The sequence below is a fragment of the candidate division WOR-3 bacterium genome, assembly GCA_039801085.1.
Lineage (GTDB): Bacteria > Hydrothermota > Tepidihabitantia > Tepidihabitantales > Tepidihabitantaceae > JAOABP01.
This window is the reverse complement of sequence record JBDRTY010000001.1, coordinates 145,617-165,332: the sequence shown is the minus strand read 5'-3', so window position 1 is coordinate 165,332 and position 19,716 is coordinate 145,617. Positions and strand designations below refer to the sequence as shown.

The 19,716-nt window shown below is 51.5% G+C and carries 17 protein-coding genes; 12 read left to right on the top strand and 5 right to left on the bottom strand.

The annotated features are described in order from the left end of the window. The first annotated feature begins 11 nt into the window (after positions 1-11). The 4 genes from dnaX to hprK all read left to right on the top strand — a co-directional run bounded on the left by dnaX (position 12) and on the right by hprK (position 3,574). Positions 12-1,574 carry a DNA polymerase III subunit gamma/tau gene (dnaX, locus tag ABIK48_00760; protein ID MEO0020693.1) on the top strand — a complete coding sequence of 521 codons (1,563 nt, stop codon included), beginning with the start codon at positions 12-14 and terminating at the stop codon, positions 1,572-1,574. Next, the gene (gene recR / locus ABIK48_00755) at positions 1,571-2,158 is read left to right on the top strand and encodes a recombination mediator RecR (GenBank protein ID MEO0020692.1); all 588 of its coding nucleotides are present in this window, start codon (positions 1,571-1,573) and stop codon (positions 2,156-2,158) included. Before dnaX ends, recR begins: the two co-directional genes overlap by 4 nt. 76 nt (positions 2,159-2,234) lie before the next feature. After that, positions 2,235-2,555 (top strand): ribosome-associated translation inhibitor RaiA, encoded by a 321-nt coding sequence (gene raiA / locus ABIK48_00750; GenBank protein ID MEO0020691.1) that lies wholly within the window; start codon positions 2,235-2,237, stop codon positions 2,553-2,555. A gap of 11 nt (positions 2,556-2,566) precedes the next feature. Continuing rightward, positions 2,567-3,574 carry an HPr(Ser) kinase/phosphatase gene (gene hprK, locus ABIK48_00745; protein MEO0020690.1) on the top strand — a complete coding sequence of 336 codons (1,008 nt, stop codon included), beginning with the start codon at positions 2,567-2,569 and terminating at the stop codon, positions 3,572-3,574. A 2-nt stretch (positions 3,575-3,576) separates the two neighbouring features. Here the strand turns inward: hprK and purL are convergent, their stop codons facing one another. The 5 genes from purL to ABIK48_00720 all read right to left on the bottom strand — a co-directional run bounded on the left by purL (position 3,577) and on the right by ABIK48_00720 (position 8,564). Further along, positions 3,577-6,462, bottom strand: a complete 2,886-nt coding sequence (gene purL, locus ABIK48_00740) for a phosphoribosylformylglycinamidine synthase subunit PurL (protein MEO0020689.1) — start codon at positions 6,460-6,462, stop codon at positions 3,577-3,579. Between the two features lie 3 nt (positions 6,463-6,465). Further along, positions 6,466-6,987, bottom strand: coding sequence for a hypothetical protein (locus ABIK48_00735; GenBank protein MEO0020688.1), 522 nt, complete (start codon positions 6,985-6,987; stop codon positions 6,466-6,468). Between the two features lie 89 nt (positions 6,988-7,076). After that, positions 7,077-7,361 carry a ferritin family protein gene (locus tag ABIK48_00730; protein ID MEO0020687.1) on the bottom strand — a complete coding sequence of 95 codons (285 nt, stop codon included), beginning with the start codon at positions 7,359-7,361 and terminating at the stop codon, positions 7,077-7,079. Positions 7,362-7,394: 33 nt separating this feature from the next. Further along, positions 7,395-8,072 (bottom strand): peroxiredoxin, encoded by a 678-nt coding sequence (locus tag ABIK48_00725; protein MEO0020686.1) that lies wholly within the window; start codon positions 8,070-8,072, stop codon positions 7,395-7,397. Positions 8,073-8,093: 21 nt separating this feature from the next. Beyond that, a complete protein-coding gene (locus tag ABIK48_00720; GenBank protein MEO0020685.1) occupies positions 8,094-8,564 on the bottom strand; it encodes a TspO/MBR family protein in 471 nt (156 codons plus the stop codon). An 82-nt stretch (positions 8,565-8,646) separates the two neighbouring features. Between ABIK48_00720 and ABIK48_00715 the strand changes: the two genes are divergently transcribed. The 8 genes from ABIK48_00715 (at position 8,647) to ABIK48_00680 (ending at position 19,690) form a co-directional block, all read left to right on the top strand. Next, positions 8,647-9,627, top strand: coding sequence for an asparagine synthase-related protein (locus ABIK48_00715; protein ID MEO0020684.1), 981 nt, complete (start codon positions 8,647-8,649; stop codon positions 9,625-9,627). 53 nt (positions 9,628-9,680) lie between these two features. Continuing rightward, entirely contained in the window at positions 9,681-10,232 is a 552-nt protein-coding gene (locus ABIK48_00710; protein ID MEO0020683.1) for a hypothetical protein, read from the top strand. Between the two features lie 144 nt (positions 10,233-10,376). After that, the gene (locus ABIK48_00705) at positions 10,377-11,255 is read left to right on the top strand and encodes a carboxypeptidase-like regulatory domain-containing protein (GenBank protein ID MEO0020682.1); all 879 of its coding nucleotides are present in this window, start codon (positions 10,377-10,379) and stop codon (positions 11,253-11,255) included. A gap of 108 nt (positions 11,256-11,363) precedes the next feature. Continuing rightward, entirely contained in the window at positions 11,364-12,650 is a 1,287-nt protein-coding gene (locus ABIK48_00700) for a HAMP domain-containing sensor histidine kinase (protein MEO0020681.1), read from the top strand. Then, on the top strand, positions 12,631-13,965 hold the full coding sequence (locus ABIK48_00695; protein MEO0020680.1) for a sigma-54 dependent transcriptional regulator: 1,335 nt from the start codon (positions 12,631-12,633) through the stop codon (positions 13,963-13,965). Before ABIK48_00700 ends, ABIK48_00695 begins: the two co-directional genes overlap by 20 nt. A 134-nt stretch (positions 13,966-14,099) precedes the next feature. Further along, positions 14,100-15,113: a hypothetical protein gene (locus ABIK48_00690; protein ID MEO0020679.1), complete on the top strand. Its 1,014-nt coding sequence runs from the start codon at positions 14,100-14,102 to the stop codon at positions 15,111-15,113. Positions 15,114-15,151: 38 nt separating this feature from the next. Continuing rightward, on the top strand, positions 15,152-16,378 hold the full coding sequence (locus ABIK48_00685) for a hypothetical protein (GenBank protein ID MEO0020678.1): 1,227 nt from the start codon (positions 15,152-15,154) through the stop codon (positions 16,376-16,378). A gap of 105 nt (positions 16,379-16,483) precedes the next feature. Continuing rightward, complete coding sequence (locus ABIK48_00680) at positions 16,484-19,690, top strand: C25 family cysteine peptidase (GenBank protein MEO0020677.1); 3,207 nt, start codon at positions 16,484-16,486, stop codon at positions 19,688-19,690. Positions 19,691-19,716: the final 26 nt, after the last annotated feature.

Here is a 19,716-nt window from a genome sequence, read left to right as displayed (position 1 = left end):
TCTGATAAATCATGTCCAGCCGGCAGGTTCTGACTCTCAAATACCGGCCCAGGACCTTTGCCGAATTACTGATTCAGGACCATGTTAAAAATACCCTGATCCGGGCAATCGAAAATAACCGGCTCGCCAACGCCTATCTGTTTGCCGGTCCGCGCGGTGTCGGCAAGACCACAACCGCCCGCATCCTCGCCAAGAGCCTGAACTGCCTTTCCTACCGTCAACCGACTGTGACCCCCTGCAATCAGTGCTCCGCCTGCGTGGAAATAGCGGAATCGCGGAGTATGGATGTCCTGGAAATTGACGGTGCTTCCAATCGGGGAATCGACCAGGTCCGTGAGTTGCGCGAGAATATAAAATATGCCCCGGCCAGCTTTCGTTATAAAGTGTATATCATTGACGAAGTTCACATGCTGACCAAGGAGGCGTTCAATGCCCTGCTCAAGACACTTGAGGAACCACCCGCCCATGCGAAATTCATCTTCGCCACCACCGCCCCGCATGAAGTACCGACCACCATCCTTTCCCGGTGCCAGCGCTTTGACTTCCGCAAGGCGACCGTCAACGAAATCATCGACCGGTTGAAATGGCTGGCAGAGCAGGAGCAGATTAAAATCAGCGAACCGGCGCTGGCAGCAGTCGCCCGAAGGGCAGATGGTGCGATCCGTGATGCTGAAGGGCTTCTGGACATGCTTGCCACTTATAGTCCGGAAGGGATCGAACTCGTTCATGTCGAAGAACTGCTGGGGCTTGTGCCTGCAGATCTGTTCTATCAGTACGCTGACCTGCTCAGCACCCGCGACCCCAAGGCGATGCTTGACTTCACCGAACAGCTGTTCACCGCCGGCTATGACCTGGTGGAATTTTTCACCGGAACGGTAAATCATTTCCGCAACCTGCTCCTGCTGAAATTGGGGGGAACCCTCGCTGAAGGGTTTCTGCCCGAGGAGATCAACCGGCTCCAGCAGCAGGCAGAAAAATTTGACCTCGCCCGCATTGTCAACATCATCAATACCCTGAGCATGTCCGAAAAACAGGCTCGGGAATCGCTCCTCCCGAAAATCCTTTTGGAGATCGTTTCGTTGAAGCTGCTGGAGCTCGGTTCTGCCGGCAACCCGGCACCTACCTCATCAACCTCTGACCCGCCCGCGGGAAAAAAAGTAAAGTCAAACCGCTCTGCTGACCTGGCGCCGCCGGTAGAAAAACCCCCACCTCAACCCGAATCAGCCGGAGACCCTCCGCCCTCAGCTCCGCCGGTGGGGAACAAACCACTGGATCAGCTCTGGACCGCCATGCTCGAAAGTATCGCCCAGCAACGCCCGGGACTGTTTCCGATTCTTCAGTTTGCCAAACCGCTGAACTGGGATGGCAGAAAACTGACCATCGGACTGTATCTTGAACATCGCGGTAATATTCATCTGCTGAAGAGCAGCCGGGCACTGATTGAAACCACTCTGAGCACCCTGACCGGCAGCCCGGCAGTTATCGAGACCACTCTGATCCACGAACAGTTACCGCCGGACTGGGTTAACCGCAAGGTCCGGGAGCTGTTCGGTGATGCGGAAGAGGAACCATGAACAGCGTGTTTGAATCACTGCTTGCCGCCTTGAGCAGTCTGCCGGGCATCGGAAAAAAGTCGGCTCAGCGGCTTGCCTTCCACCTGCTGAAAAACCCGGAACTTGCCCGGCAACTCTCCACCGCACTGAACCAGGCACTGGAGAAAATTCACCTCTGCCCGGTGTGCTTCAATCTGACGGAAAAGGAAATCTGCACCATCTGCTCTGATCCGAAACGGGACCACTCCCTGGTCTGCGTAGTTGAGGAACCGGCAGATGTGCTGGCACTGGAACAGACCGGGCAGTTTCACGGCATCTACCATGTCCTCGGTGGTGCACTGGCACCACTGGACCGGATCGGACCGGAAAATCTCCACATCCGGGAACTGCTTGCCCGGATTGAAAACGGGAAGATTAGCGAGGTAATCCTCGCCACCAACCCGACCGTCGAAGGTGAAGCGTCGGCAATCTACCTTGCCCGGCAGCTCAAACCGTTTGGCATCCGGGTAACCAGAATCGCCCGGGGTCTGCCGGTGGGCAGTGAACTGGAACTGGCAGACCGGGAAACACTCGGCCGGGCTCTGGAAGGAAGAAAAGAGTTATAATTCAAATCTTACCGCAAGTGACTGCTTGACTTAAGACATTATTCCGGTAAGATTTTTGTGGTGAAAAGGAGGTTAAATGCAGATCACCATTACCGCCCGTCATCTGGAAGTCACCCCCTATCTCCGGAATTATATTGAGAAAAAAATGAGTAAAATTGCCCGCTATGACCATCAGGTACTGGAAGGGGAAATTATCCTCTTCCGGGACCGGGCATTTGAAATTGCCGAGGGAAAATTTCATTCCGGTCATTTTATCGTGACCGCCAGGGGCCAAGGCAAGGACCTCTATGAGGCAGTCAACGATCTGACCGACAAGCTCACAGTGCAGCTGGAGCGGCATCTGGAAAAAATCCGCACCCGGCGCCGTCGTGCCGGCCGGGAAAAAACAGGCGGATAATGGCAGCAGATATGAACGCTGAAGAATCCGGCCTTCCTCCCCCGAAAACGATAACCGTCGGGACACTGTTCCGGGAAAAAAAGGAAGAATGGCGCCTGGAACTGCTCGGCGGCGCCAGTGGACTGGAAAGTCATTATATTGTAACCTCGGACATCAACCGTCCGGGGCTGGCACTTGCCCGTTTCACCGGTGTATTCCTCTCGGAACGGATTCAGATCGTCGGCAGTACCGAACTGTCATTTCTTAATACCCTGACCCCGGCTGAATACACGAAGTCGGTCCGGACCCTGCTGGAGCTTAATCCTGCCGCAGTAATTGTTACCAAGGGGCTGGATTTAAATCCGATCTGGCTCAGCGAAGCCGACCGGCTGGCGGTTCCGGTCCTGCGCACCCCACTGGACACAACACCATTTATTCACCTCCTGACCTCATTTCTCGACTACCGGCTTGCTCCCGAGACCTATATCCACGGCGATCTGGTGGATGTCTTTGGTGTCGGGCTGTTGATCACCGGTGAATCAGGAATCGGCAAGAGTGAATGTGCCCTTGACCTGGTGGACCGGGGACACCGGCTGATTGCCGATGACCTGGTGCGCGTCCTCCGACGCGGGAACGGCATCCTGATGGGCTACTCCGCTGCCAAATCACCGGCGCTGGCTCATCATATTGAAGTCCGGGGGGTCGGCATCGTTGATGTCTACAGTCTCTATGGTGTCCGCGCCATCCGGGTCCAGAAAAGGATTGAGGTTGAAGTCCGGCTTGTACACTGGAAGACCGGTGTTGAATGTGAACGGGCGGGAATTGAGGAGCAGTTTTCCGAAATTCTCGGCGTAAAAATTCCCCTGGTCACCATTCCCGTAGTTCCGGGCAAGAACCTTGCACTGGTGCACGAAGTGATTGCCAAAAACCACATCCTGAAGGTATTCGGATATTATCCCGCCCAGCGCTTTAATGATGAATTGATGCGACTGATGACCAAGTCACCTATCGACCCTTATATTACCGAAGACCAGGAATAAACTCACAGCCGGGCGGTCAGCGCCTGACGCCAGACCCTTTCGGCATCGGCAACTGCCAGACGGAGAACTTCCGTTGCCTGCAACCCCCGGATCACTACCTGCAACTCGCTCGTGGTCTGCCCGATCGCTCTCACCGGCAACCCCTGCATCAGCCGTTCAAAATGGTGACGGGCTTCGAGCGGCACCTCACAAAGAAACCGGCTGTTGGACTCGCTGAACAGCAGGAAGTCATCACGCTCAAACTGTTGAGCACCCGGAACCCGGCGCAGATCCAGTCTTGCCCCCAGTCCGCCGGCAAATGCCATTTCCAGCACCGCCACTCCCAGCCCTCCCTCAGAAAGGTCATGACAGGCAAGCACCAGTCCGGCTCTGATCGCCCGCCCGAGCTGTTTCATCAGCCGGCGTGCCTTTCGCGGTTCAACCTTGGGAACATCACGACCTAATCCGCCATGCAGACGCAAATACTCACTGCCCCCGAGCTCCGGCAGTGTATCGCCCAGAAGATAAATCAGGGAACCGGCACGCTTGAAATCAGCGGTCACCGTCTGCGTCCCGTCGGGAATCACACTCACCGCTGATATCAGCAGTGTCCCCGGAATCGGCACCGTCTCGCCGGCAGCGGTGCGGAATTCGTTATAAAGCGAATCCTTGCCGGAAATAAACGGCACCCGGAAACCGCGGGCAATATCGTAACAGGCTTCTGCTGCCCGCACCAGCGCTCCGAGCTGTTCCGGGCGCTCCGGACTTCCCCAGCAGAAGTTATCCAGAATTGCGGTCCGCTCAATATCACCACCGGTAGCAATGCAGTTCCGCAATGCCTCGTCAATTGCCGATGCCGCCATCCAGTAAGGATCGATCATCCCGTAGCGGGGACAGATACCGCAGGCAATTACACAGGCGCGAGCGGAATTCCGGACGGGCATGATGACCGCTGCATCGCTCGGTCCGGTACCGTATCTCCCACAGAATGGTTTAACAACCGTCCCCGCCTGCACCTCATGATCATACTGACGCGTAATCCATTCCTTGCTCGCAATATTGGGGCTGGCTAACAGCTTCAGGGTTATTTCGTTCAAATTCTGATACTCCGGAACATACGGCTCGGAAACATCAGGGCGATTCCAGACCGCGGTCCGTTTAACGCTGCGCCACCCATGATGGAGAAAATCCATCGGCAAATCAGCGACCAGCGACCCTCTGTATTTTACCCGCAACTGCCCGGAATCTGTCACTCTGCCGATCACCGTCGCCTCAACATCATGCTCTTTTGCCAGCTTCAGCAGTTCATCAACCTGCCCGGGTTCCACGAACACCACCATCCGCTCCTGAGCCTCAGATACCCAGATTTCCGCCGGCGTCAAACCGGAATACTTCAGCGGTACTCGTTCCAGCCAGACCTCACATCCATGTTCCTGAGCCAGCTCGCCCACGGCACTGGAAAGCCCACCCCCACCACAATCAGTAATGGCACTGAACAGCCTCCGATCCCGGGCACAGAGCACAAGATCACGCAGTTTCTTCTCCTCAATCGGATTACCGATCTGAACCGCTCCGGAGGAAAACGCTGCCGACTCCTGATCCAGTTCCAGTGAGGCAAAAGTTACTCCATGAATTCCGTCCCTCCCCGTTCTGCCGCCTAACAGGACAATCGCCTGTCCGGCTCGAACCTCTTTTCTCAGGCAGTCCCGGGGAATCAACCCCACGGTACCGCAGAATACCAGCGGATTGGTCAGAAAACCTTCATCAAAATAAACCGCACCATTGGCAGTAGGAATTCCCATCCGGTTACCATAATCACGCACACCGGTGACGACCCCTTTCAGCACCCTTCGGGGATGCAGAACCCCGGGGGGCAACTCCTCATGCGGTGTGCCGGGATAACCAAAACAGAATACATCGGTATTCATTATCGGCTTGGCACCCAGCCCGGTCCCCAGACAGTCCCGGATTACCCCACCAATGCCGGTAGCAGCACCGCCGTAGGGCTCAAGCGCCGAAGGGTGATTATGGGTCTCTACCTTGAAGCTAATTCCGTATTGTTCGTCAAATTCAATTACACCGGAATTATCATGAAATGCCGAAAGCACCCAGGGCAGATTTAGCTCCTCAGTAACCCGCATAATCGTTGACTTGAGTAAATTATTAATCCGGCGCGCACCAAAGGTAATCTCCCCCCGGAAAGTTTTGTGCTGACAATGCTCCGACCAGGTCTGAGCGAAGGTTTCCAGTTCGACATCAGTCGGCTCCCGTCCCAGTTCCTCGTAGAACCGCTGGAGAATCTGCATTTCCTCAAGCGACAGTGCCAGCAGTCGCTCTCGAGAAATTGCCGCAAGCTGAACATCATCAAGCCCGGTAATCCGGATCACTGACGGGCGAAAACGGTAGGGGCGGGCGCGGGCAAACACGATTTCCCCGGGCTGGGCAAGGTGCTGAATCAGCGGATTGAGCAACAACCCTTTAACCAGCCGGTCCTGTTCTTCCGGACTGAACTCCCGATTGAATTCATACCGCCGACCGCTGCGGACAGAGCAACCGGAATAACCCATATCTGCCAGGGCGCGCAGCACACTTGCGACGCTCGGGTCCATCACTCCGGGATTGAACAGCACCTCAAAACCGGTAACCGTCTTCAGTCTGCCATCAGCCAACAGAGTAATTTTCGCCTGCTCGTTCACCGGATCGCACAGCAGTTTCGTGGTTATCTGTCCAATGTCATCCTCATTGAGTGCTCCGGATAGAAACCACAGCCGCGTAATTTTTAAACGGAATACTTTTTTAAAACCCAGGTCCCTGACATCGGCGATCAGTGCCTGAGCTTCGGGATCCGGGGAGTTTTTCGTAACTTCCACTTCCCACACAACATCACGCCTCGCCCTGCTGCCCCTCACAGCTTATTTCTCCTCAATCAGCCGTTGAAACTCCCGGTCAAGCGAATCCAGTGAAGTCCGGGAAACAGTGGAATCAACCGCCCGGACAAAATCAGTTACCAGCTCCCGCAATTCGACATAATGTTTCCGAGTCCGGGAAAACCGCTCCTTCCTTTCTTCATAACCGGCCGCCGCCTCGACTGTGCTGAATTCATTCCAGAGACGGGCAAGGCCTTCTGCACAGAGCCGGTAAAGCGAATCCTGCGCCGGGGTCAGCGAATCAAGCTTCTGACGATACTGAGCCAGCCGCCGTTCCAGGCGCTCAATTCCTCTCTGGAGCTGACGCCGGGGTCTTGCCATGGTTGTGTCTGAAGGAATTGGTGCCAGACTCACCGGTGCCGGGCCAACCTGCACCCTGCCGACATTTTTCACGACAACGAAAATCGCTCCTGCTAATACCAGCAGCAGAGTAATAACCAGCGGAATCAGTACCGCCGGCCTCGAAAGCAATTGCTGATAATCCGATTTTTCTTCCGGTTCAATCACAGCTGTCTATTATAGCAGTTATTGCAAGGAATGCCAGTTTTCCCTGAGCGGTTTTAGAATTTTCTGCCCGGCATGCCGCTGATCAGAACTCAATCACTGTCAAGCTCCTCGATCTCCCTTCTACCTTCAGCCGATTCCTTAACTTGTTCTGGATCAAGTTTCATCAGCAGCGCTTCAAACTCGCCAAAATGTGTTTTTTCCTCCCGCGCAATATCAAGGAGCACCTTCCGGATATGTGCATTCTCGGTCATCGCTGCCATCTGCTCATAAAGATTAATCGCATCCAGTTCCGCAATGATTCCTGCCCGCAGTATCTCAAGCTCCAGCGTTTTTTGATCCAGCTCCTTCAATTTCTTCGGAATATCCGAAAGCATACCGCCTCCTTTAGCGCCAAACTAACCCCGCTTTCACTGTGCGAGTTTCTTATGACAGAGCCACCAGTCGAAACATTCAAACTCGCCTGCTTTTGCCTTCACCAGACGCTCCCGGGCGGTTTTGACATCCGTTGCCGGAGGCACAATCACATGATCCCTGATCAGTTCGTTGTTGGGCCAGTTTGCCGGCATCGCCACCCGGTAGCGATCCGAAATCTGCATTGCCTCCACCGCCCGCAGGATTTCGTCGATATTTCGCCCCAGTTCCTGGGGATAATAAAGAATGATACGGATCTTTGCCCGGTCGTCGACAATAAAAACTGCCCGCACCGTATTTGTTCCCTTACCGGGATGAATCAGACCGAGGCGACTGGCTACCTTGCCTGTGTCCGCTATTATCGGAAACTCAATTTCAATACCCAGTTTCTCCTTAATCCACTCTTCCCATTTGATATGAGAAAACACCTGATCAACGCTCAGACCGATCAATTCACAGTTCAGCGCCCGGAATTTTTCATACCGCTTCTGGAATGCCACAAATTCCGTTGTGCATACCGGGGTAAAATCCGCCGGGTGGCTGAAAAGCACAAACCACTTACCGGCATACGCCTTGGGCAGTTCGATCACACCATGGGTGGTCTGGACCTTCAGTTCCGGAAACTCATCGCCCAACAAAGGTATCCCTTTTCCTTCGGTTTGTCGGTCTTCCATTGCTATTACCTCCTTTTCATTTTAATTTAATAGCACGATACTCAGATTCAGAACCAAAGCAAAGCTTAACCACAAGATATAAGGAATCAGCAGCAGACCTGCTGCGTGCCTTAGGCGGTAAAACAGAATAATATTAATTAGCACTACTATCCAGAGAATAATAATATCTGCGAACCCCAGCAACGGACTGCGTAACCCGAAAAAGAAAAGCGACCAGAGCAGATTCAGAATCAGTTGCAGGGCATAAACTGTGAATGCCAAACGCAGCTTCGCTGAATATCCCTGCTGCCAGATTAGATAAAAAGCGATTCCCATTATAATATACAGCAATGTCCATGCCGGGGCAAACAGCCAGTTCGGCGGAGCGAAAACCGGCTTTCTCAGGGTTGCAAACCAGCTATCAACTGATGGACGTGTAAACATCGAACCGGCAAATCCAATTATCAGAGGGAGAGCGATTGATCCCGCGAGTTTCGGTAAATTCCTCCTCATTGATTAAAATTAGCCGACCAGCCTTCAAAGTCAAGTCAGAAGGTCTGTTGACTTTTTGCTGTTTTAAGGATAAAGTTGGATTATGCCGAAGGCGATCGCGCTGTTCTCAGGTGGGCTTGACTCCATCCTCGCCTGCGCCTTAATGCAGGAACAGAATGTCTCCTTAATCGCCCTCCATTTTCTCCCCCCGTTTCATCCGCTGCCTAAGAAAGATGAACGTTTTCTCCCGCGGAAAATGGCGCATCAGCTCGGCATCCCGCTGAAAATCATCCCTTTACGCCAGGACTACATCTCATTGATTAAAAATGCGCGCTACGGATATGGTGGGGGAATGAACCCCTGTATTGACTGCCGGATTTATACCTTTACTCTCGCCCGCATCTTCATGGAACAGATCGGCGCCGATTTTGTGGTAACCGGGGAGGTACTTGGTGAACGCCCGATGTCTCAGCACCGGCAGGCAATGGAATTAATCGAAAGAAAATCCGGGCTTACCGGAAGGTTGCTACGTCCCCTTTCTGCCAAGCTGCTGGAACCGACCTGGCCGGAAATTCAGGGTTTGATCAACCGGGAAAGACTGCTGGCAATTCAGGGACGATCCCGTAAACCACAAATGGAACTGGCAGCAAATTTCGGTATCCGCGAGTATCCCAATCCCGCTGGTGGCTGTCTGCTCACCGACAAAATTTTTGCCCGGCGCCTGCGCGAAGCTCTCGCTCATGGCGAGGAAACCATAAGAGAAGTCAAACTTCTTCGGATCGGCAGACATTTCCGTCTGGATTCCGGCAGGAAAGTCATCGTTGGAAGAAATGAACGGGAAAACCGCATTATTAATAACCTGTCGCGGCCGGGTGATACAATTCTGGAACCGGTAGATATACCCGGACCGACCGTTCTGCTGCTGAATTCCACCTCCGAAGAAGACATGCTCACCGCTGCCCGTATCTGCGCCCGCTACTCAGATTGTAAACCAATGTCCGAGGTTAAAGTCGGGGTTCGGGACAAAATTTTCTTCGTTACATCAATAGAGGAAGATATGCTCAAGAACCTCCGAATCGACTGACGAATCTATCCCCCGGTATTGCATAGAGTTAGAAATTCAGATATAATTAAAATGTGAATTCAGGTAATTTTATCGTGATTGCAACTCCGAAACTGGAAAGGGAATCCGATTTTCTGCAATTGCGCGAACGCTACGCCTCCGCTATTCTCCAGCCTGACCCGCACATTAGACTCACCAACCCTTGGATTCCTGCCGATCTCGGTGAAGTAATGACGGTAATCGAGTTTATCAGTCAGACGCGGAAAAAATTACACCCGCTGGCAATCACTGCCGAGAACTGGCAGGAAGCGGGAGAGTTTATCATTGCTCCGATTGTCAATGGTGCTTCCGAGCTGCTCCTGATTCACCAAACACTACTGGGAAGTGAACCCGTGCCGCTTTTAAAAACCACACCTGAACCGGCACTCTCTTTAATACTTTTGCGGGTGCCCGACGACCATAAGCGCACCCTTGCAGTCACCGAAGCCAACCGGATCGGCAAAACCTTGGGTGTCATTGACTCTCTGACACTAATCCGGACATTTCCGGACGGTTCTTGGCAGCGGCTTGCCCGGTTTCCCTTCGGCATCGGCAGGGTCGATTTTTACGATCGCCTGCTGAGCTAAACTGCTCGATTTAATCCAAAACTGTCCGGTGATGCTCACTGTCAATATTTAGACTTACTGATAAGTAATTAAAACAAAATTACTTAAAACAATGGAACAGAAGTTGCAAGTTCTGATTGTGAAAATGAAAAAAGGAGGAGCAAAATGAAGAAAGTACTTGGACTGCTGATTAGCATCAGCTGCGCCGGGCTGCTGATTGCCGGGACAGGCGGAATCTCGGGACGGGTTACTGACCTCATTACCGGCAATCCGGTAGTCAATGCGGTCGTGATCGCCTGTTCCGACAGCACACCGGCGGGCAGAGCTCAGACCAATGAGCAGGGCAATTATCAGATAACCGGCTTGGAACCCGGGAGATACCGGGTTATTGCCCACGCCCGCAACTATGTGACCGGCCACTACCCCCGTCCGGTCGTCGTTCAGCCGGAAAGGATAACTTCGGATATCAACATCGCACTGCGTCCGATCGAACCCCACACCGGAGCTGTTTCCGGACGGGTGATTGATGAAATTACCCGAAAACCAATTCCCAACGCGGTGGTGATAATCAGCAATCAGGGTTTCAGAAAACGCACAAGAACCGACCGAAACGGATATTACATCTGCCGTGGTTTGAGACCCGGAATCTATCAAGTCACAGCCACGGCACCTTATTATCTGCCGGAGAATTACAATGAGCCCGTGGAGGTTCAAGAGCATCAAGTGACGGAAAATATCAACTTTGCTTTGCCCCCCAAACCTCGGAGAGGCGGAATTGCGGGACAGGTAGTTAACAGTGAAACCGGTTATCCGATTGCTGGTGTTCTCGTCATCGCTCGGGGCGAAAACAGGCAGCAAACAGCAAGAACCGATGGTCACGGCTTTTATCGAATCCTGGGGCTGGACCCTGGTAACTATGAAGTGTCCGCATTCAAACCAAACTATCAACCCGAAACCTATCCTGAACCGGTCTCTGTTGCACCCAACGAAATTACGCGCAGTATTGATTTCCGGCTTCACCCGTTGAACCGACAGAAGGATTGAAAAATTAGCCATCCCCACGCCCCCAGTCCGGCCTGGGGGCGTGGGGAATAATTTCTCACGGCATGTACCTTGCATTCGCATTGATTGCGAATTATACTCTCTGATGATATGCGCCGATTCACAATTTACTCAATTACCTTTGCTGTTTTGGTACTGATTGTATTCAATGTTCAGAGCTGGCTGATATTGACTCAGACCCGGAAGGCACTGGAAGAAGAACTGGAAACCCGGCTGGAAAATATCGCCTCAATTCTTGCCCTCAGATTAAAAGGCTGGGAAAACAGCCGTGAAATCATTCCGGTTTTAACTGAAACAATGAATTCCAGTAATCTGCTGAATATCTCCATGATTGATGAAAGCCTGCGCTTCTTTATCAACCTCCGTGACCCGCAAGTTGTCGGTCAGCATTCTCCCCTGATTGAACTCGACGCACCGGAAATCCAGTCAGCCTTTGCCGGCATGCCTGCCAGTACCCGGCTCTATACCGCCGGCTCTGTCTATCTTAAATCCGCCTATGCGCCGGTCTACGATCGTAACGGTATACCGCGGGCAGTACTGGGAGTGGAGGCTGACGCCCGTTTCTTCCGCACAATTTTTACTTATCAACGAACACTTTTATTTATCAACGCCCTGAGTTTGCTCGCCATGCTTGCCATTGTCATCACTGGCATTACCCTCAACCGTTACGCCTTAAAACTTCAGGAGAATGTCGCCCGGACCGCAACCTTTGCTCTGCTGGGCGAAATGTCCGCCTCGCTTGCCCACGACCTCCGGAATCCCCTTGCCACAATCTTAGCTGCTACAGACAATCTCCGAATTCGCTACAATCTCGCTGACGACAAAACATTCGGATATATCCAGGAACAGATTGTACGCCTGAACGAAATTATCAACAATTATTTAAGCATGGGTATCAGCCAACCGGGACCAACTGAACCGGTAAATATCAGAGAACTAATTCAGGAAACCGTGAGTATGCTGAGCCCTGAAATTCACAAATGCAAAATCAGTACAGAAATCATCCTGAGCGAACTGCCACCGATAGAAGGCGTACCCCAACAATTGCGCCGGGTGTTTATTAACCTCCTGCTTAATGCAATTCAAGCCCAGCCCCAGGGAGGCACGATCCGGATTTCCGGGGAAGCGAAACAGACCGGCAGGCATAAATGGATTGTGATAAAAATTGTTGATCAGGGACCGGGGGTCCCGGCAAAATACCGCCGAAAGGTATTTGAGCCATTCTTCACTACTAAAGAGAAAGGTAGTGGACTCGGCCTCTTTATCGCCAAGAAAATCGTTGAGCTCCATAATGGTCAAATCTCGATTTTCGGCAAAACTGGCACAGGAACCACCGTTGAAGTAAAATTACCTGTATATGAGAATTCTGCTCGTTGATGACGAAGCTGCTTATTGTGAATTAACCGCAAGCAATCTCCGCAGTGCCGGATATGCGGTGGATACAGTGACCAGCGGGGCTACTGCTCTGGAACTTCTGAATAAAAACACCTATGAAGTTGTTATTACCGACTTGAAAATGACGCCAGTTGATGGACTGGCGGTTATGAGCACTGCTAAAAAAATCAATCCTGATACCGAAGTCATAATCGTTACCGGCTTCGGCACCATCGCCACCGCAGTTGAAGCCATGCGTCAGGGGGCTTTCGACTTCGTTACCAAACCGGTATCTGTGGACCATCTCCTCGTGCTGCTGGAGAAAATCAAACAAGCCCACCGGACGCGGCTGGAAAACAGAATCTTAAAACAGGAACTTAAAAGCACTAACCGGTATTCAGACCTGGTCGGTTCCAGTCCCGCAATAAAGAAACTGCTCACTATGATCCAGAAAGTCGCTGCCAGCGATACTACGGTCCTGATCACCGGCGAAAGTGGCACTGGAAAGGAACTGGTAGCCCGCCTGATCCATAATGCTAGCCTGCGGGCACAGAATCCATTCATTACAGTTCACGCTGCCGCATTACCGGAAACGCTGCTGGAATCCGAGCTTTTCGGATATGAAAAAGGTGCATTTACCGGAGCCTCGGGTAAAAAACGGGGGCGCTTGGAACAGGCCGATGGCGGCACTCTTTTTCTTGACGAAATTGGAGAACTGACATCCTCCATGCAGGTAAAATTACTGCGTTTTCTCCAGGATCGGAGTTTCATCCCCCTGGGGAGTAATCAACTTGTCACTGTGAATGCTCGAATTATCGCCGCCACCAACCGCAATCTGAGTCAGCTGGTCAGTCAGGGTAAGTTCCGTGAGGACCTCTATTACCGGCTGGCGGTCTTCCCAATCCACATCCCTCCCCTCCGTGACCACAAGGAGGATATACCTCTGCTCTGCAATCATATTCTCAATCGTCTCGGCTACCACCGCGAATTAAGCAAAGATGTCATCGATTTGCTTTCCAAATGGGACTGGCCCGGTAATGTTCGCGAACTGGAAAATGTTCTGGAACGGGCGCTAATCCTTGCTGCCGGAGGCGAAATAAAACCTCAACACATCCAGTTTCCGGAAAGAATCACCGCTGAAAACCCAGAAACTGACAGACCCCGTTCCCTTCCGGAACTGGAAAAAAGACTCGTAGAAGAGGCATTAAGGCAGGCGGGAGGAAATAAATCCAAAGCCGCCAAAATCCTTGGCATAACACGCAGGATGCTGTATACGAAAATTGCGAAGTATAATATAGACGAGAATTTCCCGGGGTGACCGGTATGGAACAGATATGTTCAATTCCGTCCGGTACACACCTTACCGCTGAGGAACATGCTTCTCTATAATGAAACAACCAGGACTGGCATAAAAATTGCTTATACTAAAAGCGTATGCGGAAAAATTATTCATTGCTTATACCAATCCTGATGCTGGGAATCGCCGGTATCGTTTACGCCCAGCATCCGGACAAAGTTCGGCAGGAACTGGAGCGCACTGACGACATCATCCGACAGGCAGGAACTATAGTTGAACCATCAAACAATTCTGAAGCTCAGTTACTCCTCAATCAGGCAATTGTGATCCAGCAAACCGCCTGGGACGGCTATCGCCGGAGACGCTACCGGTGGTCCTACAGCCGGACACTCGCTGCCCGCCAGCGCGCCCGCGAGGCAATGGAACTGATTACCGTTGATCCTCAACGGATAGCAGCCGAAATTGAACGCACAAACGAACTGATGAGTCAGCTCCGACCCCAGATTACACGAATTGACGACCCGCAAATCGCGGATCTGTGGAAAACAGTCCAGACCGAACAGAACGCCGCCCTGAACTACCTCCACACGCGACGCTGGCGCTGGGCACTCCGTTTCACCATGGCAGCCCGGAACCATATCTATGAAATAATGGGAAAATTGGGGCGGTTTCAATCCTGGGAAAAAATTCAGAGTGAATTGAACCGCACTGATTTAATTCTTCAGCGCATCAGCGGACCAGTTGCTGCCAGTCATAATTTCCGGGCACAGGAAATGTTCTCCCGCGCTGGAGAATGGCAGGTGCAGGCGAAAAACCGCTTCCGTTCGCGGATGTATCTTGTGACCGTAAAATTAACCTTTGCCGCCCGGGAACTGGCGATGCGTGCCTGGCAACTGGTAACTCAAACGCCCGACAGCACGCTTGTCAGTTCGGCCCTGGAAGAAACTGAACATCTGATTGTTCAATGGGAGGAAAGAGTTAACCAGCAGCAGGATGCCAGAATAAAAGAAATGTTGAACTTGGCAATAAAACAACAAAATGCCGCCCGGGAGTTGTACCGCCAGAGAGACCTCAATGCTGCCCTCGAGCAGACCAATCAGGCGCGCCAGATGCTCTACCGGATCGTTGAGCTTCTCAATCTCGCTGAACCGCCTGCCGGTAAAAACTGATGTTCTGCCTGATACCGGAAATTTCCTCCTGATACCGGATGAACCTGATTTTTCTAATTTGGGGGGTTACCATCCGCAGTGATGCTGGTGTGGGCGGGTATTACTCCAATCTGCGCTACTCTGTTGCCGATACGATCACCCGTGATACTATTGTGCCCAGCACCGAACTTCGTTCCTTCTGGACCGTATATCTGAATCACGAACGTATTGATTACACAATCCAGAGTAAAAATACTCTGCAGTTTTCCAACACAGACTTGACTGACTGGTTAAATTTTCGTTTCTCAATCCCGTTGAATTCCTCTCTGACCTTCAATGGTGCGATGGAAAATGAGCTCTCCTACTATCATAATTATCTACCCCTGTTTCAGGATTCCGTCTGGAATAAATCCTATGTTAATACCCTGCTCAAGCTTGATCTTGACTACGAACTTAATAAAGATTTTACCCTCACGGGCGGAAATGAAATTGAACATCAACGCTACTTTTCTCCCGACAGTGCCTTTTATAATTACTATCTTAACCGGACAAAGCTTAACCTTGATATTCAATTCGGCGATTACCTGACACTCACCTGGGAATCAAAGCTCCACCGGCTCTGGGCTCAAACTCAACCCCGGCATAACTATACTGAGTATATTCTGTATTTAAATGGAAACAGTTACTTTCTTCACAACTGGACCCTGCAACTTGACAACACCTTCAGTCGGCGCATCTACCCGGCAAAAAACCGCAGCTATGCCGACTTGAACCCCTCTCTCTTCATCAATCGGAATTTCGGCTCTTTGCTGGGAATAAGCCTGCGGGAAAACATCCGGTTCCTCTGGTTTGATGAGACAACCGCCGTTTATCAGAACCAGCTTACCAACCGGCTGGAACTGGAACTTGAAATTCAGCCCGGGAGTGCCTTTGCTTTTCGGATAACGCCCCAGATGGAAAATCTTCGTTCATTGAACCAAATAAGCAGTCAGGATTACCAAGAAATCTCTCTGTCACTCGGAGTTGAACTCCCCCGCTCAACCCGTATCTGGTTGTCGCTGGATGACCGTTTCGGAACCCGCCGTTATCTGCTAGCGGACTCGGCTTTTCAGTCTGGTTACCGGTTCAACGAATTTACCCTCACCGGCAGCTGGAAAATTCTGAGCATTCATCAGCAGGAACTCACTCTAGAAACAATGCTCAACATTACCCCGGAGTGGCACCAAGAAGCAATTGACAACCTCGCTGCCCTGTCATCCTCGATTGAACTGAAATACTGCTGGTAAAACTGATTTACCCAGTACCCAGTTTCTTGCCAGCGGTTTGACAACTCGGGTTCTTGATGTATTCTATCTGTGTTACATCGTCTAAAATAAATTTTAGGAGGCGCTGTGAGAACTAAAAAATGCATATTCTTTATTATCTTAATCCTGTACTCGGCAAGTACTGCTGCAACCGGTGCAAGGTATCTCATCATCACTCCCGATGCATTTGCTTCCTTTGCCGAACCGCTTGCCCGTTGGAAAACTGCCAAAGGTATGCTGGCAAAAATAGTTACTACCTCAGAAACCGGAACAGATACCAGTCAGATTCATTCCTATATCCGTTATGCCTGGAATTACTGGGACATTCCTCCCGAGTATATTCTCCTGCTGGGTTCTCCTGAATACATTCCCAGTTTCACTAACAACAATGACAACTATTACGGTAATATGACCGGTGACTTCAGAATTGAAATCCCGGTAGGCAGATTTCCCGCTCACAATCCGAGAGAATGCAGCACTTTCGTCGCCAAGGTTCTGGCGTATGAAAATCCCCCTGCCGGCATTGATACACTGTGGTTCCGTAAAGGGACGACCGTCGTCCGCGAAGACGTTCCGCCCGATTCCTACTATCAAAAAGATGCTCAGATCCTGCGGGCATACTGGCAGGAACGAAATTTTCTGCTGGCTGAAAGTCTCTGTAACCTGTACGGAGATTCCAGCCGGCAGGTTAATTATGCAGGCAGTGATGGCAGAATTTTCATTACCTATCGCGGCAATGGTGTTGGCAGTTGGTACTCACCTTTCAATGCCGTCACACCGGCAAGCTGGCAGAATGGCATCAAAATGCCGGTCGTCGTCAGCGCCACCTGCGCCACTATTACCCTTTCTCCCGGGGAAACCATGTACGGGGATCAGTTTGTTCGCGCCGGCTCACCCTCAGCGCTGGGAGGAGCAATTGCCTTCTTCGGCACTACCCGGAGTGGCACCCATCTTTCGCGTTATCGCAGCGCCTGTTACCGGGGATTCTTCCACGCCCTTTATGAAGAAGGAGAATACCGTCTCGGCTCCGCTGCTCTGAGAGGCCGCCATTGGGTCGATTCAATCTACGGCGACAGCATTCGCTACCTTGAGTGGAATCTCTTGGGTGACCCGGAGCTCAATGTCTGGATCGATGCACCGCTGAAACCTGATGTCATCCATGATACAGTTGTACCGATGACACAACAGAATTTTACCATTACGGTCAAAGTGGACGGGACTCCTTTCCCCGGCGCCCAGGTATGCATATCAATGGACACATTAATCTATGCATATGGACAAACAGATGGCATGGGACAGGTAACATTCCCAATCCACCCGCAATCCCCGGGCAGACTGCAGATCGTGGTTAGTGGGAAAAACATCCTTCCTTATATTGGCTCCTGTGAAGTAGTCTCAAGAGATGTAAGTTGTATCTCGATTCTGGTCCCGGCAGGAACGGTTGATTCGGGTACGGCAGTCTATCCGGTGGTAAAACTGTTTAATCATGGCAGCCGAATTGAAACTTACCCGGTTTTTATGCGCATCGGCTCAGAATACGCCCGCAGCGAAACTGTGCAGTTCCATCAGCCCAACACTGATTACGAAATTGTCTTTCCTCGTTTTACCGCTCAGCAACGGGGAAGCTGGCAAGTGACCTGCTCTACCGGGCTGGCACAGGACCAGCATCCAGAAAACGATCGATGCTCAGTAAACTTTTTTATCCGTGTCCGGGATGTCGGGGTGGCAAAAATCCTTGTCCCGAGCGGAAGCTATACGCCAGGCACTGTTATTACCCCAGCTGCATGCTGGCAAAATTACGGCAATGTGAATGCAACTTTCCAAGCATGGCTGATAATCGAATCCTCTGCCGGCACGCGTATTTACATTGACCGGCAGGATATCACCATGGCTCCTGGAGATTCAGAACCATCAGTAATTTTTAGACCCTGCACTTTGAGCTCCAGCGGCACATATGTTGTTCGCTGCAGTACTTATTACCCGTATGATCAAGTATCCGCAAACAACTGCCGGTCCGCCAATTTTATCGTTACTCCGCTCTGGAATAATGGATGGCAGGAAGTGCTATCAATGCCTGCCGCGCCCTCCGGCAGTCCGGTCAGCGATGGAGGCTGGCTTGCCAGTGCTGGCGAATACGGAATGATATATGCTGCCAAAGGAAACAAAACCGGTGATTTTTATGCCTACGATCCGATTCGTGATTCATGGACAATGCTGATGCCCATTCCAGAAGGACCCGCACGCCGGTTTCCTAAAAAGGGGACTTCAGCGGTCGGCAGTAACCAAGTAATTTTTATGGCAAAAGGCAACGGCACATTTGAATTCTGGTGTTACGAAATTCCCGCTAACAGCTGGCGCCAGCTGCCGGATATCCCTCAAGGACCGGATGGTAAAAAGGTAAAGGGGGGTACTGATCTGGTGTATGTGACCGAAAACGATACCGGATATGTTTACCTCCTGAAAGGCGGGAGCCAGGAATTCTACCGCTTTAATATTACTGCTCCAGATTGGCAGCGCATGCCCGATGCTCCTGCCGGGGTCAAACCGAGATGGGGACAAGGATCTTGGCTCGTATATGATCAAAGAACCACGATTTATGCCCATAAGGCAAAGTATCACGAATTATGGACATTTGATCTCTCAACCCACCAATGGAGCTCCACTCCACTCCCCGGAATTCCGGTTTCCAGCGGACAAACTGGAAAAAATAAAAAATCACGAGATGGCGGCAGTGCCGTTTTTTATGACGGCAACATCTATGCTCTGAAAGGTGGAAACACCTGCGAATTCTGGAAATTCGATCCTCTTACCCGCAGCTGGTCTGAACTTGATACGCTACCGCAGTTCGGCTCCACGGGCAAAAAAAAGCGCGTCAACCGCGGTGGTGATATCACTCACTTCGGAGGCGGTACATTCTTTGCGCTGAAAGGAAATAAAACTCTGGAATTATGGCGCTATGTAGCAAACCAGCAGGTTCAATATCCTGCCATCATAGCACAGGACAAACCGGACAGTCTTCCCCGTCCTCAACGATTGCATGTTGAAGTCATCTTACCATCCTGCCTCAGTTCACCTGAATTGTCCAATCTCCTCGGCTCCCAATTGTTGAAAAATGCATGTATTGAAATTTATGATCCGGCGGGAAGAAAAGTTATGACTACTCACTCGGCAATCACCAGCAGTGGCACGATCCCCTTTCCGGCTTTCACTTTAAATCCCGGAATTTACATCTTGCACATTGACAGAACATCATCTACAACTACAACTCGGAAGCTTGTCATCGTGAGAAGGTGAAACATATTTTCAGCCCTGTTTGACAC